The sequence below is a fragment of the Acetobacter oryzoeni genome (genome assembly GCF_004014775.2).
Classification (GTDB): Bacteria; Pseudomonadota; Alphaproteobacteria; order Acetobacterales; family Acetobacteraceae; genus Acetobacter; species Acetobacter oryzoeni.
The window spans coordinates 626,698-651,417 of sequence record NZ_CP042808.1; the positions used below are offsets into that span (position 1 = coordinate 626,698).

At 57.9% G+C, this 24,720-nt stretch carries 29 protein-coding genes; 19 read left to right on the forward strand and 10 right to left on the reverse strand.

The features are described from left to right. Nucleotides 1-75 precede the first annotated feature (75 nt). From bamA to gloA, 7 genes are all read left to right on the forward strand, one after another. Nucleotides 76-2,580 (forward strand): outer membrane protein assembly factor BamA, encoded by a 2,505-nt coding sequence (gene bamA / locus EOV40_RS03050; protein WP_050819396.1) that lies wholly within the window; start codon nucleotides 76-78, stop codon nucleotides 2,578-2,580. Between the two features lie 4 nt (nucleotides 2,581-2,584). After that, nucleotides 2,585-3,457 carry an OmpH family outer membrane protein gene (locus EOV40_RS03055; RefSeq protein WP_050820353.1) on the forward strand — a complete coding sequence of 291 codons (873 nt, stop codon included), beginning with the start codon at nucleotides 2,585-2,587 and terminating at the stop codon, nucleotides 3,455-3,457. A gap of 2 nt (nucleotides 3,458-3,459) precedes the next feature. After that, complete coding sequence (lpxD, locus tag EOV40_RS03060) at nucleotides 3,460-4,545, forward strand: UDP-3-O-(3-hydroxymyristoyl)glucosamine N-acyltransferase (protein WP_128105009.1); 1,086 nt, start codon at nucleotides 3,460-3,462, stop codon at nucleotides 4,543-4,545. Between the two features lie 113 nt (nucleotides 4,546-4,658). Beyond that, entirely contained in the window at nucleotides 4,659-5,069 is a 411-nt protein-coding gene (fabZ, locus tag EOV40_RS03065) for a 3-hydroxyacyl-ACP dehydratase FabZ (RefSeq protein ID WP_003622563.1), read from the forward strand. Nucleotides 5,070-5,202: 133 nt separating this feature from the next. Continuing rightward, a complete protein-coding gene (gene lpxA, locus EOV40_RS03070; protein ID WP_050820354.1) occupies nucleotides 5,203-6,060 on the forward strand; it encodes an acyl-ACP--UDP-N-acetylglucosamine O-acyltransferase in 858 nt (285 codons plus the stop codon). Next, nucleotides 6,057-6,914 carry an LpxI family protein gene (locus EOV40_RS03075; protein ID WP_128105010.1) on the forward strand — a complete coding sequence of 286 codons (858 nt, stop codon included), beginning with the start codon at nucleotides 6,057-6,059 and terminating at the stop codon, nucleotides 6,912-6,914. Before lpxA ends, EOV40_RS03075 begins: the two co-directional genes overlap by 4 nt. A 24-nt stretch (nucleotides 6,915-6,938) precedes the next feature. After that, complete coding sequence (gene gloA / locus EOV40_RS03080) at nucleotides 6,939-7,331, forward strand: lactoylglutathione lyase (protein ID WP_128105011.1); 393 nt, start codon at nucleotides 6,939-6,941, stop codon at nucleotides 7,329-7,331. 8 nt (nucleotides 7,332-7,339) lie between these two features. Here gloA and EOV40_RS03085 read toward each other — a convergent pair whose 3' ends face one another. After that, nucleotides 7,340-7,768, reverse strand: a complete 429-nt coding sequence (locus tag EOV40_RS03085) for a hypothetical protein (RefSeq protein WP_208729252.1) — start codon at nucleotides 7,766-7,768, stop codon at nucleotides 7,340-7,342. A gap of 121 nt (nucleotides 7,769-7,889) precedes the next feature. Between EOV40_RS03085 and rpmH the strand changes: the two genes are divergently transcribed. The 8 genes from rpmH to EOV40_RS03125 all read left to right on the forward strand — a co-directional run bounded on the left by rpmH (nucleotide 7,890) and on the right by EOV40_RS03125 (nucleotide 14,749). Beyond that, nucleotides 7,890-8,024, forward strand: coding sequence for a 50S ribosomal protein L34 (gene rpmH / locus EOV40_RS03090; RefSeq protein WP_003622574.1), 135 nt, complete (start codon nucleotides 7,890-7,892; stop codon nucleotides 8,022-8,024). A gap of 23 nt (nucleotides 8,025-8,047) precedes the next feature. Next, nucleotides 8,048-8,428 (forward strand): ribonuclease P protein component, encoded by a 381-nt coding sequence (gene rnpA / locus EOV40_RS03095; RefSeq protein WP_050793129.1) that lies wholly within the window; start codon nucleotides 8,048-8,050, stop codon nucleotides 8,426-8,428. Nucleotides 8,429-8,550: 122 nt separating this feature from the next. Further along, a complete protein-coding gene (yidC, locus tag EOV40_RS03100) occupies nucleotides 8,551-10,302 on the forward strand; it encodes a membrane protein insertase YidC (RefSeq protein WP_128105013.1) in 1,752 nt (583 codons plus the stop codon). Next, nucleotides 10,299-10,982, forward strand: a complete 684-nt coding sequence (gene yihA, locus EOV40_RS03105; RefSeq protein WP_003622581.1) for a ribosome biogenesis GTP-binding protein YihA/YsxC — start codon at nucleotides 10,299-10,301, stop codon at nucleotides 10,980-10,982. The genes yidC and yihA overlap by 4 nt, the downstream gene beginning before the upstream one ends. A gap of 31 nt (nucleotides 10,983-11,013) precedes the next feature. Beyond that, nucleotides 11,014-11,931, forward strand: coding sequence for an acetylglutamate kinase (gene argB, locus EOV40_RS03110; protein ID WP_099541129.1), 918 nt, complete (start codon nucleotides 11,014-11,016; stop codon nucleotides 11,929-11,931). Between the two features lie 135 nt (nucleotides 11,932-12,066). Further along, nucleotides 12,067-12,915, forward strand: a complete 849-nt coding sequence (dapD, locus tag EOV40_RS03115) for a 2,3,4,5-tetrahydropyridine-2,6-dicarboxylate N-succinyltransferase (RefSeq protein ID WP_003622584.1) — start codon at nucleotides 12,067-12,069, stop codon at nucleotides 12,913-12,915. Between the two features lie 38 nt (nucleotides 12,916-12,953). Continuing rightward, a complete protein-coding gene (dapE, locus tag EOV40_RS03120) occupies nucleotides 12,954-14,129 on the forward strand; it encodes a succinyl-diaminopimelate desuccinylase (RefSeq protein ID WP_128105014.1) in 1,176 nt (391 codons plus the stop codon). Beyond that, nucleotides 14,126-14,749 (forward strand): hypothetical protein, encoded by a 624-nt coding sequence (locus EOV40_RS03125; RefSeq protein ID WP_128105015.1) that lies wholly within the window; start codon nucleotides 14,126-14,128, stop codon nucleotides 14,747-14,749. The genes dapE and EOV40_RS03125 overlap by 4 nt, the downstream gene beginning before the upstream one ends. 23 nt (nucleotides 14,750-14,772) lie before the next feature. On the opposite strand, the gene truA is transcribed toward EOV40_RS03125, so the two are convergent. Genes truA through def form a run of 3 tightly spaced genes read right to left on the reverse strand, consistent with a single transcriptional unit; the run spans nucleotide 14,773 to nucleotide 17,076 of the window. Next, nucleotides 14,773-15,561 carry a tRNA pseudouridine(38-40) synthase TruA gene (gene truA / locus EOV40_RS03130; RefSeq protein WP_128105016.1) on the reverse strand — a complete coding sequence of 263 codons (789 nt, stop codon included), beginning with the start codon at nucleotides 15,559-15,561 and terminating at the stop codon, nucleotides 14,773-14,775. After that, nucleotides 15,558-16,496, reverse strand: a complete 939-nt coding sequence (fmt, locus tag EOV40_RS03135; RefSeq protein ID WP_128105017.1) for a methionyl-tRNA formyltransferase — start codon at nucleotides 16,494-16,496, stop codon at nucleotides 15,558-15,560. The genes truA and fmt overlap by 4 nt, the downstream gene beginning before the upstream one ends. A 19-nt stretch (nucleotides 16,497-16,515) precedes the next feature. Further along, nucleotides 16,516-17,076 (reverse strand): peptide deformylase, encoded by a 561-nt coding sequence (gene def / locus EOV40_RS03140; protein WP_042788625.1) that lies wholly within the window; start codon nucleotides 17,074-17,076, stop codon nucleotides 16,516-16,518. A gap of 238 nt (nucleotides 17,077-17,314) precedes the next feature. Here def and EOV40_RS03150 point away from each other — a divergent pair, with 238 nt between their 5' ends. Together EOV40_RS03150 and EOV40_RS03155 are read left to right on the forward strand one after the other, a co-directional pair. Then, nucleotides 17,315-17,824: an Hsp20 family protein gene (locus tag EOV40_RS03150; protein WP_035362006.1), complete on the forward strand. Its 510-nt coding sequence runs from the start codon at nucleotides 17,315-17,317 to the stop codon at nucleotides 17,822-17,824. A gap of 18 nt (nucleotides 17,825-17,842) precedes the next feature. Beyond that, the gene (locus tag EOV40_RS03155; RefSeq protein ID WP_003622604.1) at nucleotides 17,843-18,109 is read left to right on the forward strand and encodes a hypothetical protein; all 267 of its coding nucleotides are present in this window, start codon (nucleotides 17,843-17,845) and stop codon (nucleotides 18,107-18,109) included. Nucleotides 18,110-18,201: 92 nt separating this feature from the next. Here EOV40_RS03155 and hpf read toward each other — a convergent pair whose 3' ends face one another. Next, nucleotides 18,202-18,822: a ribosome hibernation-promoting factor, HPF/YfiA family gene (hpf, locus tag EOV40_RS03160; protein WP_128105018.1), complete on the reverse strand. Its 621-nt coding sequence runs from the start codon at nucleotides 18,820-18,822 to the stop codon at nucleotides 18,202-18,204. Nucleotides 18,823-19,168: 346 nt separating this feature from the next. Between hpf and EOV40_RS03165 the strand changes: the two genes are divergently transcribed. Together EOV40_RS03165 and EOV40_RS03170 are read left to right on the forward strand one after the other, a co-directional pair. Further along, nucleotides 19,169-19,471, forward strand: coding sequence for a hypothetical protein (locus tag EOV40_RS03165; protein WP_050819407.1), 303 nt, complete (start codon nucleotides 19,169-19,171; stop codon nucleotides 19,469-19,471). 32 nt (nucleotides 19,472-19,503) lie between these two features. Beyond that, the gene (locus EOV40_RS03170; RefSeq protein ID WP_128105019.1) at nucleotides 19,504-20,343 is read left to right on the forward strand and encodes an MOSC domain-containing protein; all 840 of its coding nucleotides are present in this window, start codon (nucleotides 19,504-19,506) and stop codon (nucleotides 20,341-20,343) included. Here the strand turns inward: EOV40_RS03170 and lptB are convergent. From lptB to EOV40_RS03195, 5 genes are read right to left on the reverse strand one after another with little or no spacing between them, the layout of a single operon-like run. Further along, entirely contained in the window at nucleotides 20,340-21,161 is an 822-nt protein-coding gene (lptB, locus tag EOV40_RS03175; RefSeq protein ID WP_128105020.1) for an LPS export ABC transporter ATP-binding protein, read from the reverse strand. The two genes, EOV40_RS03170 and lptB, sit on opposite strands and share 4 nt — an antisense overlap. A gap of 2 nt (nucleotides 21,162-21,163) precedes the next feature. Further along, on the reverse strand, nucleotides 21,164-22,243 hold the full coding sequence (locus EOV40_RS03180) for an LptA/OstA family protein (RefSeq protein WP_128105021.1): 1,080 nt from the start codon (nucleotides 22,241-22,243) through the stop codon (nucleotides 21,164-21,166). Nucleotide 22,244: 1 nt separating this feature from the next. Next, nucleotides 22,245-22,982: an LPS export ABC transporter periplasmic protein LptC gene (gene lptC / locus EOV40_RS03185; protein WP_128105022.1), complete on the reverse strand. Its 738-nt coding sequence runs from the start codon at nucleotides 22,980-22,982 to the stop codon at nucleotides 22,245-22,247. Next, nucleotides 22,979-23,992, reverse strand: a complete 1,014-nt coding sequence (locus EOV40_RS03190; protein ID WP_128105023.1) for a KpsF/GutQ family sugar-phosphate isomerase — start codon at nucleotides 23,990-23,992, stop codon at nucleotides 22,979-22,981. Before EOV40_RS03190 ends, lptC begins: the two co-directional genes overlap by 4 nt. A 48-nt stretch (nucleotides 23,993-24,040) precedes the next feature. Then, nucleotides 24,041-24,694, reverse strand: a complete 654-nt coding sequence (locus EOV40_RS03195; RefSeq protein WP_128105024.1) for a ribonuclease D — start codon at nucleotides 24,692-24,694, stop codon at nucleotides 24,041-24,043. Between the last annotated feature and the right edge of the window lie 26 nt (nucleotides 24,695-24,720).

The following is a 24,720-nucleotide window of genomic DNA, read 5'->3' on the forward strand; positions in this document are numbered from 1 at the left end:
GAACAGGAAGGGAAGTGCTTGCGTGACAGGGGTGATTTCGGATACCTCCCGTTGCGGGCGGAATGAGAACGGAAGATGGGCTTTCGTACGAAAAGCGACCCGGATGGAAGGAAGCAGATCTTGACGGGTAAGCGTTCAGCCCTGTTCGTTTCTGTCTGTGTGCTACCTTTTGTGATGGTGGATGGCAGACAGGCATCCGCCGCATCAACAGAAGGTACAAGTGCTGCCGCACCAGCGGCAGTGGTGGCGCCATCCCGCGCTATACATGCGCGCACGCCGCGCCTTTCCGAATCCACATCATCTGTTGCGCCTACGGGCGGATATATTGAAGATATCCGGGTATCGGGTAACACCCGTATCGAAACCAACACCGTGCTGTCCTACATGGTTGCACGTGTGGGGGACCCGTTCAGCCAGGATGATCTGGACCGTTCGCTCAAGACCCTTTACGCCACCGGCCTGTTCAAGGACGTAACGCTGCGGCGTGATGGCAATATCCTGCTGGTGCGCCTGAAGGAAAACCCCATCGTCAACCGTATCGTGTTCGAGGGGAACCACGCGGCCAAGGATGAAGACCTGCGCAAGGTGCTGGCTCTGCGCCCGCGTGCAGTGTTCTCGGCTGAAACCACGGCAGATGACCGCCAGCGCATTCTGGAAGTGTATGCCCAGAAGGCGCGCTTTGCTGCGGTGGTGACACCCCAGATTATCAAGCTGGCCCATAACCGTGTGGATGTGGTTTTCCAGATTAACGAAGGGCCGCAGACACTCATCAGCAAGATCGCATTTGTGGGCAACAAGGCTTACAGCGAATCCAGTCTGGCGGGTGTTGTTTCCTCCAAGGAAACAGCTTGGTACCACTTCCTGTCCTCATCCGATGAGTACAACCCCGAACGCATTAAATACGATGCGGAATTGCTGCGCCGGTTTTACCTGCGCAACGGGTTTGTGGATTTTCAGATCAAGGACGTAAAAGGCGAGCTCTCGCCAGATCGGAAGTCCTTCTACGTTACCTTCACCATGGATGAAGGTGTGCGTTACCGCTTGGGTAAGGTGGATATCCGCTCTAGCCTGCGCCATGTGCCGGCTAAATCTCTGCGTAAGTATGTCGAGCTGTTCCCGCATCAGTGGTACGATGGCAAGGCCGTGCAGGATAATGCCACGGATATGGAGGAAATCCTTCAGGCCGAAGGGCATCCGTTTGCGCAGGTACGCCCCACCATTGCCCGCAATCCGGAAAAGCGGATTGTAAACCTGCTGTTTGATGTGAGCGAAGGCCCACGCCATTACGTTGAACGTATTGATGTGAACGGCAACACCATCACGCAGGATAACGTGGTACGCCGCCAGTTGCCGTTTGCTGAGGGTGACCCCTACACAACCAGCTACAAGAAATACGCCAAGGAAGCGGTGCAGGATCTGGGCTTCTTCAAGAGCGTGGATGTCTCCACCTCTCAAGGCTCTGCGCCTGATCGCACCAACGTGGCCGTTAACGTGGTGGAAAAACCCACTGGCGAATTCTCGCTTGGTGGCGGTTATTCAACCGACGTGGGCGTGATCGGTAACGTCGGGCTGAAACAGCACAACCTGCTGGGCACCGGGGTTGATGCCGGGTTCTCCGGCACGGTTTCGCAGTGGCAGAAACAGGCAGATATCTCCATCACCAACCCGGCATTCATGGGGCGCAACCTTGTTGCCGGTGCGGATATCTTCTTTGTTGAAAACAACTACCAGACCTATCAGAACTATTCAGAAGGCCGTTACGGTATCACCTTGCGTATGGGGTATTCGTACAACCGCTATCTGTCCCAGTCCTGGAACTATAGTCTGATCCGCCGTTGGGTGGGTGATACGTGGGATCAGTCCTCCTACTACGTGCTGGATCAGAAGGGTAAGTCTCTGCTCTCGCAGATCGGCACAACCCTTATGTATGATACGCGTGATAACCGCATGGCGCCGCATAGTGGGTACTATGTATCTGTGGGTGGTGACTTTGCCGGTATTGGTGGCGATGAAAAATACGTCCGCGGCAAGGTTAACGGTGCGTACTATGTGCCGTTGGATGATATTACCAACAGCCATAGCTGGACGTTCATGGTGCGCGGTGGTGCCGGGTACATGGCGGACTGGGGCAATGGCCGCCACGATATTATTGATAACTTCTATCTGGGTGGTAACAACCTGCGCGGCTTCTTGGATGGTGGTGCAGGCCCGCGTAGTGTGGGTATCCTGAACCATTCATCCGAAGATCTGTTGGGTGGGCGCTTTATGTATAACGCTTCCGCCCAGCTTAACTTCCCTATTCCGTTCCTGTCTGACATGGGTATTGGCGGGCGTGCGTTTGTGGATACCGGGAGTGTCGCTGGTTTGCGTGTGAAGCGCCTTTATACAAGCAAGGCGAATGATGGTATCTATTACACGCCTATCAGCGGTGATACGTTGCGCCCACGTGTAAGTGCTGGTGCTGGTTTTTCATGGAAAAGTCCGTTTGGTCTGCTGAACATCGATCTGGGTGTGCCCGTTATGCGGAGCCATAATGACCGCACGCAGCTCCTTCGCTTTGGCTTCGGCCAGCAATTCTGAGGTAATGATGCGTTTTTCCACCAGAACTGCCCTGCTGGGGGCTGTTGTCCTGTCTTTCTCATCCGCATTTGTGCCATCTGCACAGGCGCAGAATGGGGGCGGGTGGTTTGTGCCCAAAACCCAGCAGCCTGCTGCACAGGCTCCGGCACAGCATCCGGCTGCGGCCCGTCGCGCCCCGGCTCCGGTGCAGCTGCCTGCACCGCCGGCTGATAGCCAGGAAGCAGACCAGGCTCCGCCCGTGCTGCCGCTGCCGCCTATTCCGTCTGCGCCAGAAGTTGCCAAGGAAGCACCGCCACCCACAACCGTTATTGGTGTGATCAGCGTTGGTGGCGTTATGCGTCAGTCTTCCGCAGCCATGCAGGTTGAACGCACTCTGGGTGGCCGCCGTGATGAACTGGCGCAGGACCTCCAGAAGGAACAGGCTGGCTGGCGTGATGAGCAGCAGAAGCTGCAGGCACAGGCCAAGTCTCTGACATCTGAGCAGATTCAGACGCGTGAACGCAGCCTTCAGGCCCGCGTGATGAAGGCCCAGCGTGATTTCCGTAACCGCAACCGCATTATTCAGGAAGCGGCGCAGGTTTCTTTGGGCCAGATCGAGCGTGAACTGGTGCAGGTTATCCAGAAAGTGGCCGCTGCGCATGGCATGAACCTTGTTCTGCACAGCGAACAGGTGGCCCTGCATGTTGATGGGCAGGATATCACCAACGAAGTGGCCGTGCAGCTGAACAAAATTCTGCCGTCCGTGTTCATTCCAGAAGCTAATGTTGACCCAGAAGAGCTGGCAAAATCTGGCAAGATGCCCACAACGGCAGATGCAGATCAGGGCCCACGCACAGGCCCAGCTCCAGTGGTGGCACCGGCAGCCGGGCAGCAGTAATCGTGGCTGAGGGTACAACATTTTCCGGGCCGGCAGACCCGCGCTTTTTCACCCGTGCGGGGCCGTTTGATGCGGCCACGCTGGCTGAAACCGCAGGGGCGGAATTGGTGCTGCCCAAGGCTGGCGCCGTGCCAGAAGAAGGCTTTGTGGGTATTGCGCCGTTGCAGGCCGCAGGCCCGCGTGATGTCAGCTTTCTGGATAACCGCCGGTATGCTCCTTTGCTGGAGCAAACCAAGGCTGGGCTGGTTATTGTTGCACCCGCTTTTGCAGATAAGGTGCCTGCCGGGTGCGCCGCGCTGGTAACGGCAGCGCCCTATCTGGCGTGGTCTCGCATTGCACGGCTGTTCCATCCACGGGTGCCAGCGCGTGCAGGTGTGCATCCTTCTGCATGTATTGACCCCACAGCCAGCATAGACCCCACGGCAGAAATTGGGCCGTTTGTGGTGGTTGGGGCCAAGGCGGAAATTGGGCCGGGCTGCATTATTGGCTCCCACGCAGTGGTGGGGGATGGTGTGCAGCTTGCGCAGGACTGCCGTATTGGCAGCCATGTCACGCTTTCTCATGCCGTGTTGGGTGAGCGGGTGATTATTCTGCCCGGTTCACGCATTGGGCAGGATGGGTTTGGTTTTGCTGTTGGCCCGCAGGGGTTTGAAACCGTGCCACAGCTTGGCCGCGTGGTGCTGGAAAACGACGTAGAGATTGGTGCCAACAGCACAATTGACCGTGGTTCGGTGAATGATACGGTTATTGGTGCAGGATCACGTCTCGACAATCTGGTGCAGATCGGTCACAACGCCCGTCTGGGGCGGTGTTGTATTGTGGTTTCGCAGGCCGGGATCTCTGGCTCCACCGTGCTGGAAGACTATGTAACGATTGCCGCGCAGGCTGGCCTTATCGGGCATATCCGCATTGGCGCAAAGGCGCGTATTGGCGCGCAATGTGGCGTGATGTCGGATATAGAAGGCGGCGCGGATGTAATTGGCAGCCCGGCTATGCCGTTCAGGGAGTTTTTCCGGAACGTAGCGGTATTGCGCAAGCTGGCAAAAAAAGCGTCTGGATCGGCCAAGAACGGTTCGGACAAGGGATAAACTAAGGTCGGTGCTTGGTAACCGGCGCAAAGGGTGGTTTCGGGGACGTGGAGACGAAACAAGAATCGCAGCAGGACGCTCAGACGATCGATAAAATTGACGTCAACCGTATTATGCAGGCGATTCCGCACAGATATCCTTTTCTTCTGATCGACCGGATGGAAGATATCGTCCTGGGAGAAGAGGCAACAGGTATCAAGAATGTTTCGGTCAATGAACCATTCTTTCAGGGGCATTTTCCTGCACGCCCTGTTATGCCGGGCGTATTGCTGGTTGAAGCCATGGCGCAAACCGCAGCAACGCTGGTTGTGCTAACACTGGGCAAGGATTTTGAGGGCAAGCTGGTCTATTTCATGACCATCGAAGGCGCAAAGTTCCGCCGCCCGGTAGAACCGGGTGATCAGGTGCGCATTCATGTCGCCAAGGAACGCCACCGCTCCAATGTGTGGAAATTCCGTGGTGAAGCCCGCGTAGAAGGCACTGTGGTGGCGGAAGCCACATTCAGCGCCATGATTATGGGTTGAGAACCCGGCCTGTTCACATCATTCTGTTAAGGCAAGTCAGGTTTGCCCCTAAACTGCCCAGATTTTTTGCAAAAGGGTAAGGTTAGGGCAGATCTGCCCGGCCAACGGTGAACGGAAATAAGGAACTGAATTGGTGCACGCTGCAGAGGAAGCCAGATCAACCGTTGTCCACCCAACGGCTCTTGTTGCTCCCGGTGCGCGGCTTGGGCAGGGGGTGGTTATCGGCCCTTGGTGTTCTGTCGGGCCAGATGTCACGATTGAAGACGGGGTTGAACTGATCTCTCATGTGGTGGTCGATGGCCACACGCGTCTGGGGGCGGGTTCACGCTATTTTCCGTTTTGCACCGTGGGCATGGCCCCGCAGGATCTAAAATATAAAGGTGAGCCAACCCGGTGCGAGATCGGGGCTGGCACGGTGGTGCGTGAACACGTTACCATCCATCGTGGCACGGCCACGGGCTCTGGCTTAACCAAGGTTGGCCAGAATGTGCTGATCATGGCCAACGCCCACGTGGCGCATGATTGCGTGCTGGGTGACCGCGTTATTATCGTGAATAACGTAGTGATGGGTGGGCATGTCACCATTGAGGACGATGCCCGTATTATGGGTTCTGCCGCCATCCATCAGTTTGTCCGCATCGGGCATGCTGCCCTTGTAGGCGGTGTGGCTGGGGTGGAAGCCGATGTTATTCCTTACGGCAGTGTGCTGGGTAACCGTGCGCGGCTGATTGGCCTGCATTGGATCTGGCTGCGCCGCAATGGCGTGCAGTCTGATGAAATCCACCGCATGCGCAAGGCATTCCTTACGCTGTACCCCAAAAATGGCTGTGCGGAAGATCCGTTTTCTGTGCGTCTGGAGCGGGTGCGTACAGAGTTTGGTGATAACCCACGTGTGCGTGAAATTCTGGACTTTATAGATGCTCCAAGCCGGCGTGGCCTTGTGCGCCCCGCACGGCAGGATCTGGAGCGCGCAGAAACCGAGGGCGCGTGAGCACTCCTTCTGCTGTTGGTATTCTTGCAGGCGGCGGCCCTCTGCCGGGCAGAGTGGCAGAAGCGGCCGCCGCAGCAGGGCGCCCCGTATTTATTCTCGGGTTTGAAGGTTTTGCCGAGCCCGATGTGATAGGCCCTTGGCCGCACGAATTTGTTCGGCTGGGTGCAGCCGGGCGCATGCTCTCCCTTTTGAAGCAACACAACTGTTCGGATCTGGTTCTTATCGGGCCAATCCGCCGGCCTTCCTTGCGCAATTTGCGGCCAGATGCCGAGGGTGCGCGCATTATGGCGCGTTTGGGCCGTTCCCTGTTTGCAGGGGATGATGGCCTGCTGGGTGCCCTTGTGCGTCTTTTGGGTGAGGAAGGCTTTCACATTCGTGGGGCGCATGAATTTCTCACGCAGGCTGTGGCGCAACCGGGCGTGCTGGGGCGTGTGCAGCCAGATGCGCAGGCTCAGGCCGATATTCAGCGTGGCATAACCGTGGTGCAGGCGCTGGGGCGGCTGGACATAGGGCAGGGCTGCGTGGTGCAAAATGGCGTGGTGCTGACGGTGGAAGCCATGGAAGGCACAGACCGCATGCTGGCCCGCGCAGGAGAATGCAGGCAGCCGGGTGAAGGCGGCGTTCTGGTAAAAATGCTCAAGCCGGGGCAGGAAAAACGGGCAGACATGCCCACAATAGGGCCTGTAACGGTGCAGAATGCTCATGCGGCAGGCCTGCGCGGCATTGCGTTTGAGGCCGCCCACACGCTGCTGACAGACAGGCAGCACTGTATAGAGGAAGCAGACCGGATTGGCCTGTTTCTTCTGGCTTTTGATCCTGTTGAAGGTGCAGGAACAAGCACACAGCCTGCCTGATACTTCAAAATAGGGAGCAAACAGATGGCAAGTTTTCTGCACACCATGGTGCGGGTTCGCAATCTGGAAAAAAGTCTGGCGTTTTATAAGCTGCTGGGCATGCACGAACTCCGCCGGCGCGAGGTGCCGGAAGGGCGTTATACGCTGGTGTTTATTGGCTATGCAGATAACGCCGCCGGGCAGGCTGAAATTGAGCTGACCTACAACTGGGGCGAAGATGACGGCTATGAGCTGGGCACCGGGTTTGGCCATTTTGCCGTAGGTGTGTCCAATGTGGCGGAAATGGTTGCGCGCGTGCGGGCCGGTGGTGGCAAGGTAACGCGGGAAGCCGGGCCAGTAAAATTTGGCACCACCGTGATTGCCTTTGTTGAAGACCCCGATGGCTATAAGGTCGAGCTGATCGAACGCGCTGAATAAAAGGCTGTTCAGCTTTGCGGGCGCTGCTTTAGGCGTGCCGTCAGGCGGTCTAGCGAATCATTAATGGTTTTGGCGGCCTTCTGCACTGCTGGGTCGGCAGATGTATCAAGTTGCTCTGCCGCCAGCATGGCGGGGGAAACAATGCCCCGAATATCATGCCGCAATTTGGAATCCGCTGTGGGGGCAGGCGCCTGAGGTGCTGCCACCGGAGCAGGTGCCGCTGCATGATGAGGCTGAAGCTTGATGCCCAGCCATGCGCCCAAAGCTGCGGCGCACATAATGGGCCCTAATGCTGCGGGGAAAGACAGCCCCAGCACTCCGGCCAGCACAGCACCCGCTACAGGCAGGCAGAAAATAACGGCTGCGGCACGGATAGGAAAGGGCATGTTGTTCATGTTTTTCTCCATCTTGCGGGGGATTCTGCCGCAAGGCTGCATTCACGACTCTACGGTATAGATTGACGGTTCCTTATCTGAACTCTATAAGCCGCAGCTTCAAGAGGCGTGGTCTTTAACAGGCCACCGGATAACCGTATTCAAATAGTAAGGGAGTGCCGCCATGAAGCGCACTTATCAACCGTCCCGGCTGGTTCGCAAGCGTCGTCACGGGTTCCGCGCGCGTATGGCAACCGTTGGTGGCCGCAAGATCATTGGCAACCGTCGTTCCAAAGGCCGTAAGCGTCTTTCCGCGTAAGAACTGCCCGGCAGTCCGGCTTGATGGACGGGCCTGCAGCGCAGGAGCAGCCAGCGGCGGAATCTGCAAGATCTCTGCGGCTTAAAAAGAGGAAGCAATTCCTCTTTCTGGCTTCTCGCGGGCGTAAAGCGCCTGTGCCGGGGCTTGTTTTGCAGCTTTTCCGGCGTCCGGATACGGATGTCGCGCGTGTGGGCTTTACGGTTACCAAAAAGGTCGGCAACTCCGTGGTGCGTAACCGCGTGCGCCGCAGGTTGCGCGAAGTTGTGCGTATTGTAGAAGCCGATACGCCGCTAAACGGTCTGGACCTTGTTCTTATAGGCCGTAGCGCCACCATAAATCGCCCATTTGTGGCGCTGGTGGCTGATTTCCGTAAAGCATTAGCGTTGTGCCAGCGGGATTCCTGATATCCTGCCTTGCATTCGTGTGCGTCCTGCGCTGGAACCTGTATGCCGTTTAAGACTCCGGGTTTTTTACGGGTGTTAAGTTTTCCAATTTGTATGTGCAGGGGGCCGCAAGGCCGGAGCTTATGGATTCAAAACGTCTGATACTGGCAACAGCGCTGTCAGCTCTGGTACTTATCGGGTATGACTATCTTTTCCCGCAGCATCAGCCCGTGCCACCGCCGCAGCCGGGTGTGCATGCGGTAGCGCCTCCGGCACCGGCTTCTTCTGGTGCGGCTGCTCCGGCTGAAAGCACGCAGGCAGAAGCCGCAGCCCCCATAAAGGATGGCCCGGAAGCCCGTGTGGCCATTAATGCCCCCGCCGTACAGGGCACGCTCAACCTGCGTGGCGCACGGCTGGATGATCTGGTGCTCAAGCATTATCGGGAAACCGTAAAGCCAGATAGCCCGGATGTGCGTGTTCTCAACTCTGCTTCCACCCATGCAGATTATGTAGATTTCGGCTGGCGTGCACCGTCCGATGTTTCTGTGCGTCTGCCAGATGCCAACACATTGTGGAAAGCCTCTGGCAACCAGATGGATGCCGAACACCCGCTTACCCTTTCTTGGGATAACGGGCAGGGGCTGACCTTTGATATCCGCCTGTCGGTGGATCAGAACTACATGTTCACCATCAGCCAGCAGGTGCACAACAGCACCGGGCAGGCTGTGGCGCTGTATCCTTTCTACCGTGTGAACCGTGGCTACACGCCGGAAGAAACCGGCGGCATGCTGGTGCATGAAGGCCCGATCTCGGTGATTGATGGCCGCCTGAACGAAGGTTCCTACAAAACGGTGCGCACCGGTGGCGTGCCGCCAGACAACATTGCATGGAGCCATCAGGGCACCGGCGGTTGGGCTGGCATTACAGACAAATACTGGCTGATGGCCGTGCTGCCAGACCAGAACGCCAACGTGATTGGCACCTATGGTTTTCAGGCGGCGCAAGGCACGTATCAGGTTGGCTTTACGGCTACGGCACCTGTGCAGGTGGCTGCGGGGCAGACAGCCTCTACCGAGGCCCACGTGTTTGCGGGTGCCAAGGAAGTGCGACTGCTTGAGCAGTATGAAAAAGACCTGCACGTGCCCATGTTCTGGAAAGCAGTGGACTTTGGCTGGCTTTCCTTCCTCACCCGTCCCGTGTTCTTTGTGCTGGACTGGCTGAACGAACATCTGGGCAGCTTTGGTCTGGCCCTGCTAACGTTTACCGTGATTGTGAAGGTGGCCTTCCTGCCGCTCACCATCAAGCAGATGCGCATGACATGGAAAACAGCGCGCCTGAAGCCGCAGGTGGACCTGATCCGCTCCCGCCTGAAGGATGACCCGATGGCCATGCAGCAGCAGATTATGGCGCTGTATCGGCAGGAAAATGTCAATCTGTTCGGGGGCTTTCTGCCGCTGCTTATTCAGGCGCCTGTGTTCTGGTGCTTGTATAAGGATCTGTATGTCACCATCGAAATGCGGCACGCACCGTTTGTGGGCTGGGTGAAGGATCTTTCTGCGCCAGACCCCACCAACCTGTTCAATCTGTTTGGCCTTGTGCCGTTTGATCCCACGCACATCACGCCGTTTCTGGCGCTGGGCGCTTGGCCGATCATGTATGGTGCCACGCTGTTCCTGATGCAGAAGGTGAGCTCCAGCTCTGCCAACATGGACCCATCACAGCAGAAGGTGATGATGTTCATTCCGCTGCTGTTCACGTTCTTCATGGCGCGGCAGCCGGTCGGGCTGGTGATTTATTACTGCTGGAGCAACATCCTTACGGCTGTGCAGCAGGTTATCATCATCTCCCGTCTGAAAGCGGCAGATGCCAAACCCCAACTGGTTAAGCCCAAATGACAGATGATGCCGCATCCTCTTTCCGAGAACTAAAGGATGAAGCCCGTATTGCCGCCGCCCTGGAAGAGGGGCGGCGGCTTTTTGCGGGTTCATGCGAATTTGTGTTTGGCGCGCAAAAGCTGGGGCAACTGCCGCCGCAAACCCTGCCGGAAATTGCGTTTGCCGGGCGTTCCAATGTGGGCAAGTCCAGCTTGGTGAACGCGCTTACGGGCCGCAAAACGCTGGCGCGGGCCTCTTCCGAGCCGGGGCGCACCAAGCAGCTCAACTTCTTCAATCTGGCAGACCGGCTGATGCTGGTGGATATGCCGGGTTATGGTTACGCAAAGGCTGCCAAATCCGTAAAGGAAGACTGGCAGGATATGATGTTTGATTACCTGCGCGGTCGGCCAAGTTTGCAGCGTGTTGTGCTGCTGCTTGATGCGCGGGTGGAAATGAAGGCGCATGATCTGGAAGTGATGGACCTGCTGGATAAGGCAGCTGTCAGCTTTCAGGTGGTGCTGACCAAGTGCGATAGCGTTAAACCCGGCCCGCTGGCACGCAAGCAGGCAGAAGTTGAAGCGGAAATTCGCCGCCACCCCGCGGCTTTTCCCTACCTGTCCTTAACAAGCAGCCAGACAGGTGAAGGTATTGAGGGCTTGCGGGCGGAACTGGCAGAATTTGCCCTGCCCAAGGCGCCATGATCTGATTGATGACAAGCAGGAAGTGCAGAGCATGACAGAACCACGGGTTCCTTCTTCCCATTCCCATCATGATGCGGCGCAGGAAGCCGCCATTCTGGCCGGAGCCCTGCCGTATCTGCGCCGCTATGCGGGGGATACCATTGTGGTCAAGTATGGTGGCCACGCCATGGGTAATGCAGATCTGGCCAAAACCTTTGGGCGGGATATTGCGCTGCTTAAGCTGGTGGGCATCAACCCGGTTGTGGTGCATGGCGGCGGCCCGCAGATTAACCAGATGCTCAAGCGGCTGGAAATTCCCTCCACCTTTGTAGATGGCCTGCGCGTAACAGACGCCAATATGGTGGATGTTATCGAGATGGTTCTGGCTGGTTCCGTGAACAAGGAAGTGGCGGAGCTTATCAGCCGTGAAGGCGCGCTGGCTGTTGGTATTTCCGGCAAGGACGGTAAAATGATTACCGCCCGCAAGCTGCAACGCACCGTGCGGGATACGGAAAGCCAGATTGAACGCGTGCTGGATCTGGGCTTTGTGGGCGAACCCGTAAAGGTGGACCCGCGCGTGATTTATGCACTCTCTGGTTCCGGCCTTATTCCGGTTATTGCGCCGGTAGGCTTTGGGGAAGATGGCGCCACCTACAACATCAATGCCGATACGGCTGCCGGTGCTGTAGCTGGTGCAGTGCATGCCACACGCCTGCTGATGCTAACAGACGTGCCCGGCGTGCTAGATGCCGATGGCAAGCTGATACCTGAACTCACAGCCGCGCAGGCCATGCAGGCTATTGAGGATGGTGTGATTACTGGCGGTATGATCCCCAAAGTGGAAACTTGCATTCAGGCCGTGCAGGCCGGTGCGCGTGCGGCCGTGATTATTGATGGCCGTATGCCTCATGCCTGCTTGCTGGAACTGTTTACGGCATCTGGCTCCGGCACCATGATCCGGGCGGAATAACGCCGCGGTTGCCTGCCATTTTCCGGGGTGCCATGCGTTGACACGCCGCGTGTGTGTCCGCATGGTCGCTCTGTATTTTTCTGCCGGGGCTGTGGTGCAGGCCCGGTGTTTGTCCATCCTGTCTGACGGTGTGTTATGACCAACGAAACCTTGCGCGCGCATATTGAAGCTCTGTGGGAAAAGCGGGACCAGATTTCCTCCGCTACAACGGGGGAAGACCGCAAAGCCATTGAAACGGCTCTGGAAGCTCTTGATTCTGGCGCGCTGCGTGTGGCCGAACCCAAGGAAGATGGCTGGCAGGTGAATGAATGGCTGAAAAAAGCTGTTCTGCTTTCCTTCCGTCTGAACGATAGCGTGGCCATTCCCGGTGGCGCAGCTGGTGCCCCGGCTTATGATAAAGTGCCGCTGAAGTTTGCTGGCTGGGATCAGGCCCGTTTTGATAAGGCTGGCTTCCGCGTGGTGCCGGGCGCTGTTGTGCGCCGCTCCGCTTTTATTGCCCCCGGTGCTGTGCTGATGCCCAGCTTTGTAAACGTGGGCGCCCGCGTAGATAGCGGCACTATGGTGGACACATGGGCCACTGTTGGCAGCTGTGCCCAGATTGGCAAGAACTGCCATATCAGCGGTGGCGCAGGTATTGGTGGCGTTCTGGAACCGCTGCAGGCTGCCCCGGTGATTATTGAAGATAACTGCTTCATTGGTGCACGTTCCGAAGTGGCAGAAGGCGTGATTGTGGAGCGCGGCTCCGTGCTGTCCATGGGTGTGTTCCTTGGCGCTTCCACCAAGATTGTGGACCGTGCAACGGGTGAAATCTACATGGGCCGTGTTCCGGCTTATTCCGTTGTTGTGCCGGGCACCATGCCGTCTTCCAAACCGGTTGGCCCGGATGGTCGCCCCAATCCTGCTCTGGCTTGCGCCGTGATTGTGAAGCGTGTGGACGAACGCACACGTTCCAAAACCTCCATTAACGATCTGCTGCGTGACTGATCAGGCAGACTAAAAGCGAAAAAAAGAGGCAGAAAAGCATGGCGGACGCAGCGCAGGTGAATATTCCGGCCAATCTGGCACTGACAGATCCGGTTGGAGTGGCGCAGGCGCTTATCCGTCTGCCTTCTGTCTCGCCAGATCCCGGCGCATCACAGCATCTGCTTGCAGCCATGCTGGAGCGCTTGGGGTTTGAGGTGACGCATCTTCCCTTTGGTGAAGGTGCGGAGCGTACGCCCAATTTCTTTGCCCGCCTGGGCACGGGCAGGCCCCATATCTGCTACGCGGGCCATACCGATGTGGTGCCGCCGGGGAACGAGGCCGATTGGTCTCACCCCCCATATGCGGCGGATATTGTAGATGGCGTGCTGTATGGCCGTGGCGCGTGTGACATGAAGGGCGGCATTGCGGCTTTTGTGTCTGCCGTAGCGCGGCATGTGGCGGCCGGGCCGGGCAAAGGCTCCATCAGTTTTCTGATCACCGGGGATGAAGAAGGCCCCGCCACCTACGGCACGGTAAAGGTGCTGGAATGGATGGCGCAGCACAATCAGATCCCGGATTACTGTCTGGTAGGTGAACCCACCAACCCCAAGGTGTTGGGCGAGATGGTGAAGGTTGGCCGCCGTGGCAGCTTAAACGCGCATATTGTGGTGGAAGGTACGCAGGGCCATGTGGCCTATCCCCACCGGGCAGATAACCCGGTGCATCGCCTGCTGGCGGTGCTGGAGGCTTTGCGCGCCACACCGCTGGATAACGGCACCGAGTATTTTGAACCCTCCAGCCTTCAGATTACCAGTGTGGATGTGGGCAATGGGGCTACAAACGTCATTCCCGCACGGGCCGAAGCACGGCTGAACATTCGGTTTAATGATCTGCACACAGGGGCCGCGCTAAAGGGATGGGTAGAAACTATTTGCCACCAGCATGCCCCGCGTTCACGCGTGGAAATCAAGATAAGTGGCGAATCTTTCCTTACGTCCCCCACGCAGGAAACCACGGCCCTTGTAGAGGCTATCAAGCAGGTTACGGGCCGCACGCCCAAGCTGGATACCGGGGGCGGCACATCGGATGCGCGCTTTATCAGCCGGTATTGTGCGGTTTCTGAATTCGGGCTGGTGGGCGCGAGTATTCATAAAGTTGATGAACACACGGATGTTGCGGATCTGGAAATGCTGACACGGATCTATCAGACTTTTCTGGAAGGAGCGCAGGCATGATTCCCGATACCAGCAAGCCCGGTGTAATCCGGCGTACATTGCAGGGCATGTTGCTGCTGGCCAGTGGGCGCCGAGATGGTATGGCGTGTTTTGATAGCACGCTGGATGCCTTTGGCGCAGCACTTGCGCCGCAGTTGGCGTTTTTGGTGGTCGGGCTGATGCAGGTCTTCCTCCAGACCGACAAGATCATGGCGCTTATCAAGGTTCTGCTTTCCTTGTGTGTCACCTTGCTGCCTGCCGTTGTCTCTCATTTTTACGCCCAGCGATGGGGGCGTGGCGTGCTGTGGCTGCGCTATATTACGGCCGCCACATGGTGCAACTGGGTGGTGGTGCTGATTTCTCTGGCGGCCACGCTTATGGCAGCTCTGCTGTTTCCCGCCATTGCACAACAGCCGGGCTTTATGGCCGCGTTGGTGATGACGGCTGCCGTATATGAACTCTGGCTGCAATGGTTTGTGGCCCGTGTGGGCTTAAACATTAGCGGTGGGCGTGCCTTTGTGCTGTATGCCTCTGTGCTGCTGGCCACGCTGGCGCTGTATGGTTTGGCTGCACTGCTGCCGCCCCATTACAAGGTGCTGACTGATCTGCTTCAGCCCATGATTGTGATGAATAATTCCTGAAGAAAGTTTTGTGCCAGACCCGTTTAGTCAAACGGGTCTGGATCATACCCCACGCCGTTTAGGTAAAGCCCCTCTGGCGGGGCGGTAGGGCCTGCGGCGCAGCGGTTGCGGGCTTCCAGCGCATCTGCAACGCGTTCTGGCAGCCACGCCCCAATTCCCACAAGTTTAAGTGTGCCCACCATGTTCCGCACCTGATGGTGCAAAAAGGAACGGGCCTTGGCAAAAACAATCACCTCATCCCCGTGGCGGGAAACTTCCAGCTGATCCAGCGTGCGCAGAGGGCTGTGGGCCTGGCAGGCCACGGCGCGGAAAGATGTGAAATCATGCGAGCCCACCAGAATATTGGCCGCTTCCTGCATTTTTTCCACATCCAGCGTGCTTTTAACGTGCCACACTTGCCCAGCCAGCAAGGTGGGGCGTGAGCGACGGTTGAGAATACGATACTGGTATGAGCGCCATATGGCAGAAAAACGTGCGCTCCAGTCTGTATCAACCTGCGCGGCATCCAGCACTACCACGTTGTGGGGTTTGAGGTGATAGCTCAGTCCCTCCCGCACAGAATGGCGGGAGAAACGCACATCAGCAGGAAAATCCAGATGCGCCACCTGTGCCAGCGCATGCACGCCGGAATCCGTGCGCCCGGCGGTAATGCTGCTTACGGGGCGGTTGTTGGCTAGCCGTGCAGCAGCTTCTTCCAGCAAAGACTGAACGGAAACGCCAGATTTCTGGCGCTGCCAGCCCACAAGGCCGGTGCCATCGTATTCCAGTTTCACGGCCCAACGCTGAACGGGGGCGAGTTCTTCTTCTATCATGCGGGGTTTTGCTGCTTGGCCCCTAAAAGCGTGCCAGCGGCCAATGGCTGGCCACGCAAAAAGGCATCGGCATCCATCATGCCGCGGCCCGGCTTTTGCAGGCGGCTGAGCCGCACAGCACCGCTGCCACAGGCAATGGTGAGGGCATCATCCAGCACTGTGCCGGGTTGGGCGGTGTGTTGGGTATCGGGCAGCGGGGTGGCTGCGCCAATTTTCAGCACTGTGCCATCGGGCAGGGTGGTAAAGGTGCCGGGCCACGGGGTGAGCGCGCGAATCTGGCGGTCTATTTCCGTGGCGGTTTTGGCCCAGTCTATGCGCCCATCTTCACGCGTGAGACGCGGGGCGTAGGTAACGCCTTCTTCTGGCTGCGGAGTGGGAGTTGGCATATCGGCCAGCACACGCAACGCCATATCTGCCCCCAATGCGCTAAGGGCATCATGCAGGCTGGTGGCCGTTGTGCTGGCGGTAATGGGCACGGCTTCACGCAGCAGCATGGGGCCTGTATCCAGCCCGGCTTCCATCTGCATGATGGTCACGCCGCTTTGCGTATCTCCGGCCAGAATGGCGCTCTGGATGGGGGAGGCGCCGCGCCAGCGTGGCAGCAGGCTGGCATGAATGTTCAGGCAGCCAAGGCGTGGGGCATCCAGCATGGGTTGGGGCAGAATAAGCCCATAGGCGGCTACAATGGCGGCATCTGCCTGTAGTGCTGCAAAATCTGCCCATTCGGGCTCATTTTTACGGAGCGAGAGCGGGTGGCGCACCAGCAGCCCCAGTTCTTCCGCCGCCTGTTGCACGGGGGAAGCCTGAAGCTTTTTGCCGCGTCCTGCGGGGCGCGGGGGCTGACAGTACACAGCCACAATTTCGTGCCCCGCAGCATGGAGCGCACGCAGCGCCGGAACGGAAAAGTCCGGCGTGCCCATAAAGACAAGACGCATGGTTGGCGGCCTCTCAGGCTTATTTACGCTTCAGTTCCTTGGCCAGCCGGCGCAGGATCATGTTGCGGCGCAGGGCGGAAAGGTGATCTACAAACAGCACGCCTTCCAGATGGTCTATTTCATGCTGGATGCAGGTGGCCAGCAGGCCTTCGGCTTCGCGCTCCACCACATCACCATTCACGTTGTTCCAGCGCACGCGAATCTTTTCCGGGCGCACCACTTCCGCATACTGGTTGGGCAGGGAGAGGCAGCCTTCTTCCCGCACGGCCATGTCTTCGGTTTCGGCAATCACTTCGGGGTTGATCATGACAATCGGGTCCCGCGCGTCTTTTTCTCCCAGATCAACCAGAATAAAGCGCTGGCTCAGGCCCACCTGCGGCGCCGCAAGCCCAATGCCGGGGGCCTGATACATGGCCGAGAACATGTTGGGCAGAATCTTGCGAATGTCTGCCACGTCCTCCGGCTTCACCAGCCGCGCCTTCTGGCGCAGCACGGGGTGCGGCGGCGTAAGGATCTGAAGGGGTGCTGCGCCATCCGATGCAGCAGAAAAAGAGATGTCTGTATTGGCTGCGTGTGTCATACTGCGGGATGTAGCGTTCCGCCGCGCCTGATGCCAGAGAAAAACACAGGGAAAATCTGCCTCTGGCCTTAAAACCTGTTGCCTGTGCGCCACAGTGTGTTGTCCAATACCCCCATATGGCCGAATACAGGCATGGGGGCGGGGTTGCGTGTCAGCGGGCCTATCCCATATCGTGATAAGATCAGATGCCGTAACGGGTCTGATTTTTCTGTCTCGCTCAAGGAAGGAGGAGGCTTGGATGTCTGGAAGACTGTTTGGCTCACCCATGTTTTTAGGGTTTGATCATCTTGAGCAGATGCTCGAACGCGCCAGCAAGGGATCGGGCGATGGATATCCGCCCTATAACATTGAGCAAATTGCCCCCAACGGCCTGCGGATCACTTTGGCCGTAGCAGGCTTTAAAATGGATGACTTGCAGATTACGCAGGAAGATAATCAGCTTGTTATTCGTGGCCGGCAGATGGAAGACGGAGAAGAACGCGTTTTTCTGCACCGGGGCATTGCCTCCCGCCAGTTTCAGAAAGCCTTTGTGCTGGCGGAAGGGATAGAAATTGGCGGGGCGTGGCTGGATAACGGTCTGTTGCATATAGACCTGTTCCGCCCCCAGCCGGAGGTGCGTGTCAAACGCATTGAAATTGTGCAGGGTGGGCAAAAAAATGGCCGCGCGCCTGCTGCCGGTAATGGCAGCGTGCTGAAAGCCCGCTCATCGCGCATGCTGCGCCCAGTGATGGACGTGGATGAAAGCTGACCCAATAAGGAGGACGCCATGAAAAGTTCCATCTACAACGGTAGCGCCCCCGTTATGCCGCATGCGGCTGAACGCCCAGCAAATGTTCGCCAGCTTTCAGAAAGCCAGTTCCGCTCCCTTGGGCTGCGGGAGGTTGCCTATACGCGCCCGGCGCTGATGGAAGATGATGAAATTGGTTGCGCCATTTACGCGGCTGACGGGTCTTTGCTGGCGGTAGTGGAAGATCTTGAAACCGCATGGGGCGCTATTGTGCAGAATGATATGATCCCCGCCAGCTTGCAGTAACAGCAGCGGCGCAAGGGCCATTCAGCTTTGCCAGACAGAAAAAAAGGATCGGCCAGAGCCGATCCTTTTTTTATGCGTATCACGCTATTGGCTTAGCGTGGGTTGGTATCAATCCACCCGATATTGCCATCATTGCGCCGGTAAACCAGGCTGACCTGCTCATTGGCTGCGTTGCGGAACAGCAGGAAGGAAATGCCTGCCAGATCAAGCCGCATCACGGCCTCACCCACGCTGAGTACGGGAATATCCGTGGGCTGTTCGGCAATAATGGCGGCAAAGGTTTCTGTATCCGTGCCTTCTGGCTGGGTGGCCAGCACGGGTTTTTCCGCACTGTTTTCAGATGGTAGCGGGTCTTCATTAAGCGGTTGCAGCACATAGGTGCGCCCACTTTGGGCGGCTGTCTGCCGCTGCGCACCACGCGCATGGGATGTAACGCGGCGGTTATACCGGCGCAGGCGTTTGGCAATATGTTCGGCGGCATCATCAAATGCGCCATTGGCATCTGCGGCTTCGCCTTCACCGCGCAACACAAGGCCGCTGCCTGTGCGCACATTGATATCGCAGGTAAAGAACGAACGCGCCTTGCTAAATGTCACCTGTGCTTGCAGGGCTTTGTCAAAATATCGTTCCGCTAGGTTGCCAAGGTGGGAATTGACCCGGTGCTTGAGAGCATCGGACAGATCAATTTGTTTACCTGAAACCTGAATATGCATAGAACGTCGTTCCTTGCTGCTAAGTGGCAGAATCTCCAGATCTGAATAAACACCGGTGCCATACCAGAACCGGGTTTTTCAGGTTCAACTGGCTAGCCTTGTTACGTTACGCGAAGTGTCTGTAACGCTTCCTTCATATTTGGGCATGGGTGGCGGTTGGTGTCCATGCCTTTGTTTCAAATATAATGCAGGGCTGGGCCTCCCGGTTGCATGGCTGTGTAAAAAGCGCTCAGCAGGCTTGCAGTGGGCAAACAGGCGTGCCTAACAATAAACATTAAAGCCAGAATGGTACGGGGCAGCCTGTCTGCCGAAACGATGTTTTTTCTGACAGGAGAGTATATTTTCCATGCTGCTGCGCTCTGCTCCGCCGGTTGAAATGCCTAAAATGCCACGTGGGCAGATGGTGCGTGTTAAGCTGGGTTGTATGGCTGGGCTTGGCCTGCTGTATGGCGCATTTGTCTGGCATCTGGCGCATGAAAAAATAGCCCCACGGCCTAACCCGGCAGCACGTGTTGCTATTCGGTTTATCAAGGTGCCCATGGTGCTTCCGCCTGCGCCGCCACCTGTTGAGCCTGTGCTTGTGCAGCCTGCGCCAGTTTCGTTCCCGCCACCAAAACTGGTGCTGCGCCATGCGGGGCATCGCCGTTAGAAATTAGTCTTCATCTGTCGGGAGTATGCCGCATGACAGGCCTAAGCGTTGCCAGCGTGCATGTTTACCCCGTTAAGGGGTTGCGAGGGCTTTCTCCCGCTCAAGCCAGATTATGGCCGTGGGGGCTGGAAGCAGACCGGCGGTGGATGATTACAGACCCACAGGGCCGATTTATAACCCAAAGAACCTGCCGGGATATGGCGCTGATAAATGCTGTGCCCACGCAGGAAGGGCTGGAACTGGGCAAGGCCAATATGCCCCCGTGTTCCGTGCGGTTTCCTGATACCAACGCGCCCGTACGTTCTGTGACTGTATGGAAAGACACAGTGCAGGCGCGGGATGCGGGAGAAGATGCGGCTAATTGGTTAACCGAGGTCTTGGCACAGCCATGCAGGTTGGTGTGGATGGATACGCCCCAGCACGCGCGCCTGCGCCATTTGGATCAGGCAGATGTTCCAGTTTCCTTTGCAGATGGATACCCGCTGCTGGTGGCCACTACGGCATCTTTGGCGGATTTGAACGCGCGTTTGCCAGTGGGGCAGGCTGTGCCTATGGCGCGGTTTCGGCCCAATATTGTGGTGCAGGGCGCTACACCGTGGGCCGAGGATAGCTGGCTGCGCATACGTGTTGGCGCGGCTATTTTGCGTATTCTGGCCCCGTGTTCGCGCTGTGTGGTGACAACCATTGACCAGACCACAGCAGAAATACCCAACCCCAAGGAGCCTCTGGCCACGTTGGCAGCCTTCCACCGCACGCCCAAAGGGGTGATGTTTGCGCAAAACGCTAGAGTGGAGCAGCCCGGCACAATAGAGGTAGGCGCACCAGTAACCGTATTGGACTGCGGGCCATCCAACCTGCAGGCAGAAGCCTAGAGCGAGAAGCTTTCACCCAGATACACGCGGCGCACATCTTCATGGGCCACAATTTCTTCTGGCACGCCCTGCATCAGCACCTGACCGCTGTGCATGATATAGGCGCGGTCAATCACTTCCAGCGTTTCTCGCACGTTATGGTCGGTAATCAGCACGCCGATGCCGCGATCTTTAAGGTGAGACACCAGATCACGAATTTCCCCCACGGCAATGGGGTCAATCCCGGCCAGAGGTTCATCCAGCAGAATATAATGGGGCTGGCTGGCCAGTGCGCGGGCAATTTCCAGACGGCGGCGTTCACCCCCTGAAAGGGCAAGAGAGGGGGAGCGGCGCAAATGGCTGATGCCAAACTCGCTCAGCAACCCATCCAGCATCACCTGCCGTTGGTCGGGGTCTGGTTCCACCACTTCCAAAGCGGCCAGAATGTTCTGCTCTACATTCAGGCCACGGAAAATGCTGGCTTCCTGCGGCAGGTAACCAATGCCAAGTCGTGCGCGCCTATACATGGGCAACTGCGTAATATCCGCACCATCCAGCGTAATGGAGCCGGTATCGGGCTGCACAAGGCCCACAATCATATAAAAGCTGGTGGTTTTACCCGCACCGTTTGGCCCCAGCAGGCCAACGGCTTCCCCCCGATGCACCTCGATGGAAACGTTTTTCACCACCTCGCGCTTTTTATAGCTTTTGCCAATGCCGCGTGCGTACAGGCCGTGGCCGGGGCGATGCGGGGCATGAATATCAGTCGGTTCCGGGCCTAGGCCCACCACTTCTTCACGAACCGTTTCTTCCGACGTCCAGGTGACTTCCTGATTCATGCTTATTTCCTGTCCGACGTATCGCCGTTATTGGGCACAACCAACCCGCTTACCCGGCTGCCGGGGCGTTCTGTCATGGTGGCTATGCCTGTGTGCATGTTAATAATGGCGGCAGCGCCCTGAATCTGGTTTGGCCCACGGGTGATATGGACATTGCCAACAATGCGGGCAATGCCGGTATCAGGCACGTACACCCCGCGTTCCCCCGTGACGATTTCTGTTTGCGTGTGCACCCACACATGGCCAAAGGCATTTACCTTTTCCAGCTTGCCCGAACCGCTGCTGAGCGGGTCTGAACTGCTGCTGTTATTATTGGCCTGCTGTTGTGGCTGGGCGTTCTGATCCGGCGGGGCGCTGTAGCCCACCAGCACATCTGCCCGGATCTGGCGCTGATCATTGGTGGTGACGGTGGCGTTGCCACGCCCGATGGAAATACGCTGCTGCGAGTAATATTCCATCGAATCCCGCGCTGTCAGCACATCTTGCGGGGTGGTCAGCTTCATGGCCTTGCCGGTCATGACAAGCACGGCCTGATCCATGTCGTACACCGCTTTATCACCCCATGCCTGATCGGTCTGGGTGAAGATATGCACGTGGCCTATGGCTTCAAGCCGGAAGATTTCGTTGGCGCCGGAATCCTGATCATCCCCTCCGGCGGCCCTCTGGCCGCCTGCATCTGCGCTGCCATTGGGGGCGGGGGCTGGTGGTGGCTGATCCGTGCTGGCCGGAGGTGTGGCCGGTGTGGTGCCGTTGGCGGCCGGGGCCTGCACGCTTGCCGGTTTTGCACCATCTGGCGCGCCGGGTGCGGGGGCTTTTTTGCGGTAATAGGCAATCAGCTTATCTGCCGTAACCGTAACATCCCCACGGATGGCCTTTGCCTGATCGTAGGCGGTAACTTTTTTCTGGTTCTGGTCCCAGTCAAACCCACCGGCGGCGGTAACGGTAATCTGCCCCCCGTGGGACATATCAATGGCCTGCGCCAGCGCTGTGCCAGAAAGGGCCAGCATGGCACATGGCAGCGCTGCCATAACGGCAGAGACAACACGCAAAGCAGGGCGGGAGCGGGAAAAAAGGCGGCGCATATCAGGAAGCCTTGCCTTTGGGGGCTGAATCACTGTGGTGATCATCATTCAGAATCAACTGGCCGGGGCCGCGGAACTGGGCAATGCCCTCATGCTGGGCCAGCAGATAGCCCTTGGCATCAAGCGAGCCAAAAGGCCCTTCTGCCCGCACCCATGAATCGGAGGCAATAATGCCGCGTTTAACATCAATATCGGCTACGGGGCTGTGCATCATCAGGCCATCATCGCGGTACAGGGTGACTTCTCCGGTCAGGTCGAGAATCTGTGCGTGCTGCATGTAAACGCCTTTTTCCGATTCAACCAAAAGCCAGCTTCCGCCCTGTGTCAGCAAATCGGCCTTGGGGTGTATCAGATCCATCCGGTTGTCGTTTACCTGATGCGCACTGTCTGCCGTAATCATGAACGGGCGGTTGTGTTCATCCACCCCGCGATACGTGGCGCCTATCAGGTTGCCGCTTTCAATCTTAACCTTGGCCAGTTCCTTAATGGTGGTCTGGTTGGCGCTTAGCAGCCGGTCTACTTCTGGCCATACGGCAATGGTGGCCAGCAGCAGCAGGGCCGTGGCGGGCAGCACCCATTTGGCCCAGCGCAGCATGGTGCGGCGGCGTGCCAGCTTGGCGGCATCCGGCAGTTTGCGCAACTGGGCGGAGGGCGCAAGCCGTTCACGCTGGCGGCGGATGGTTTCTTCCGAGCGGGCAAAATCGGCCCGTTGCGGGCGTTTGTCTTCCGGGCTGGTCATCCAACCCCGGCTCGGATCAGGTCATGCACATGCACAACGCCTAAGGGTTTGCGCTCATCATCCAACACAAACAGGGATGTAATGGGCCTTTTGCGCTCGTTCATCAGCCGCAGGGCTTCAGAAGCAAAAATACCCGGCCCTATGGTGAGCGGTGAATCGTTCATGACATCTTTCGCCAGCGTGGTCGTCAGGTCGTGATCAAGCGCGCGGCGCAGGTCACCATCCGTGATCAGCCCCGCCAAGGTACCATTCTCGCCCAGAATGGCCACGCATCCTAGCGCCTTGTGCGTCATTTCCACAATAACGTCCCGCATGGGGGTGTTGGGGGTGGCCAGTGGCATGGCGTTATCTGTGCGCATCAGTTCCCGCACGGTGCGCAGGCGGGCGCCAAGGCGACCGCCGGGGTGGTAGGTGCCAAAATCTGTGGCGGTAAAACCGCGCTGGCGCAGCAGGGCCACGGCCAAGGCATCACCAAACGCAAGCTGGGTGAGGGTGCTGGTGGTGGGGGCCAGCCCCATGGGGCAGGATTCCGGCAAAGATGGCAGCGTAAGCGCCACCGTGGCCGCAGAAGCCAAGGTGGAATGGGCACGGCTTGTTACAGCTAAAAGCGGCAGGCCCGTGCGGCGGGCATGGGCGGCAATGTCTCCCAGTTCCGTGGTTTCCCCGGAATTGGAGAAAGCCAGAACGGCATCACCTTTCTGCACCATCCCCAGATCACCATGGGATGCTTCTGCCGGGTGCACAAATACGGCGGGCGTGCCGGTGCTGGCCAGTGTGGCCTGCACCTTGCGGGCAATATGGCCGGATTTGCCAATGCCGGTTACAACCACACGGCCCGGCAGCGCCAGAATAATTTCTACCGCCTCGGCAAAGGAACCGCCCAACCCTACGGGGTTTTCCAGCGCCTCTGCCAGCGCATCCAGCCCTGCACGTTCTGTGCGCACAACGTCAGCCGCCTCTACGCCGGGGAAAGAGGAAGCCTGCGAGCTGATATGGGTGGACATGTTCATGCCGAGCCGATCCGGTTGATCAGAAAAAGGTAATGCGAAGGCGCGCGCTTACGCGCGGTGAGAGAAAATATCCGGGTCTTCATACCCAAGCAGATCAAGCCGGGCGCGGGCGGGCAGGAAGTCATAGCATGCCTGTGCCAGTTCACGCCGGCCTTCACGCTCCAGCAGGGTGGACATTTTATCCCACAATGCGTGCAGATACAGCACATCAGATGCCGCATAAGCCAACTGTTCGGGCTTGAGTTCCAGCGCACCCCAGTCTGATGTCTGCTGCTGTTTGCTCAGTTCCACACCCAGCATGTCGCGGCACAGGGCGGCAAGGCCGTGGCGGTCTGTAAAGGTGCGCACAAGGCGGGCGGCAATTTTGGTGCACACCACCGGGCTTACGGTAATGCCCAGCGCGTGCTGCAGAATGGCCACGTCAAACCGTGCAAAATGCATGATCTTGGTAATGGAAGGATCGGCCAGAACACGCTTGAGGTTGGGGCAATCATACCCTTTGCCACCAAGGGAGGTGGGGATGATCTGCACCAGATGTGCCGTGCCATCACCGGCAGAAAGCTGCACAAGGCATAGTCTGTCCCGGTGCGGGTTCAGGCCCATTGTTTCCGTATCCACGGCCACGGACCCACTAAAGGTCACGTTGTCTGGAAGATCGTTCCGGTGCAGTGTAATGGCACCTTCGGATGGGGCAGAGGTCATAACCCGCTCCTGCGTGTTCTGTTGCT

Excerpts from the sequence above, each read along its gene's own strand:
- EOV40_RS03150 (WP_035362006.1), top strand. The coding sequence starts at position 17,315 with ATGTCTGGAAGACTGTTTGGCTCACCCATGTTTTTAGGGTTTGATCAT.
- EOV40_RS03190 (WP_128105023.1), bottom strand. The coding sequence starts at position 23,992 with ATGAACATGTCCACCCATATCAGCTCGCAGGCTTCCTCTTTCCCCGGC.
- dapD (WP_003622584.1), top strand. The coding sequence starts at position 12,067 with ATGACCAACGAAACCTTGCGCGCGCATATTGAAGCTCTGTGGGAAAAG.
- hpf (WP_128105018.1), bottom strand. The coding sequence starts at position 18,822 with ATGCATATTCAGGTTTCAGGTAAACAAATTGATCTGTCCGATGCTCTC.
- yidC (WP_128105013.1), top strand. The coding sequence starts at position 8,551 with ATGGATTCAAAACGTCTGATACTGGCAACAGCGCTGTCAGCTCTGGTA.
- lptB (WP_128105020.1), bottom strand. The coding sequence starts at position 21,161 with ATGAATCAGGAAGTCACCTGGACGTCGGAAGAAACGGTTCGTGAAGAA.
- lptC (WP_128105022.1), bottom strand. The coding sequence starts at position 22,982 with ATGACCAGCCCGGAAGACAAACGCCCGCAACGGGCCGATTTTGCCCGC.
- EOV40_RS03180 (WP_128105021.1), bottom strand. The coding sequence starts at position 22,243 with ATGCGCCGCCTTTTTTCCCGCTCCCGCCCTGCTTTGCGTGTTGTCTCT.
- truA (WP_128105016.1), bottom strand. The coding sequence starts at position 15,561 with ATGATAGAAGAAGAACTCGCCCCCGTTCAGCGTTGGGCCGTGAAACTG.
- argB (WP_099541129.1), top strand. The coding sequence starts at position 11,014 with ATGACAGAACCACGGGTTCCTTCTTCCCATTCCCATCATGATGCGGCG.
- EOV40_RS03155 (WP_003622604.1), top strand. The coding sequence starts at position 17,843 with ATGAAAAGTTCCATCTACAACGGTAGCGCCCCCGTTATGCCGCATGCG.
- dapE (WP_128105014.1), top strand. The coding sequence starts at position 12,954 with ATGGCGGACGCAGCGCAGGTGAATATTCCGGCCAATCTGGCACTGACA.
- EOV40_RS03170 (WP_128105019.1), top strand. The coding sequence starts at position 19,504 with ATGACAGGCCTAAGCGTTGCCAGCGTGCATGTTTACCCCGTTAAGGGG.
- def (WP_042788625.1), bottom strand. The coding sequence starts at position 17,076 with ATGACACACGCAGCCAATACAGACATCTCTTTTTCTGCTGCATCGGAT.
- EOV40_RS03165 (WP_050819407.1), top strand. The coding sequence starts at position 19,169 with ATGCTGCTGCGCTCTGCTCCGCCGGTTGAAATGCCTAAAATGCCACGT.
- EOV40_RS03055 (WP_050820353.1), top strand. The coding sequence starts at position 2,585 with ATGATGCGTTTTTCCACCAGAACTGCCCTGCTGGGGGCTGTTGTCCTG.
- fabZ (WP_003622563.1), top strand. The coding sequence starts at position 4,659 with ATGCAGGCGATTCCGCACAGATATCCTTTTCTTCTGATCGACCGGATG.
- rnpA (WP_050793129.1), top strand. The coding sequence starts at position 8,048 with ATGGACGGGCCTGCAGCGCAGGAGCAGCCAGCGGCGGAATCTGCAAGA.
- EOV40_RS03195 (WP_128105024.1), bottom strand. The coding sequence starts at position 24,694 with ATGACCTCTGCCCCATCCGAAGGTGCCATTACACTGCACCGGAACGAT.
- gloA (WP_128105011.1), top strand. The coding sequence starts at position 6,939 with ATGGCAAGTTTTCTGCACACCATGGTGCGGGTTCGCAATCTGGAAAAA.
- rpmH (WP_003622574.1), top strand. The coding sequence starts at position 7,890 with ATGAAGCGCACTTATCAACCGTCCCGGCTGGTTCGCAAGCGTCGTCAC.
- fmt (WP_128105017.1), bottom strand. The coding sequence starts at position 16,496 with ATGCGTCTTGTCTTTATGGGCACGCCGGACTTTTCCGTTCCGGCGCTG.
- bamA (WP_050819396.1), top strand. The coding sequence starts at position 76 with ATGGGCTTTCGTACGAAAAGCGACCCGGATGGAAGGAAGCAGATCTTG.
- EOV40_RS03085 (WP_208729252.1), bottom strand. The coding sequence starts at position 7,768 with ATGCAGCCTTGCGGCAGAATCCCCCGCAAGATGGAGAAAAACATGAAC.
- EOV40_RS03125 (WP_128105015.1), top strand. The coding sequence starts at position 14,126 with ATGATTCCCGATACCAGCAAGCCCGGTGTAATCCGGCGTACATTGCAG.
- yihA (WP_003622581.1), top strand. The coding sequence starts at position 10,299 with ATGACAGATGATGCCGCATCCTCTTTCCGAGAACTAAAGGATGAAGCC.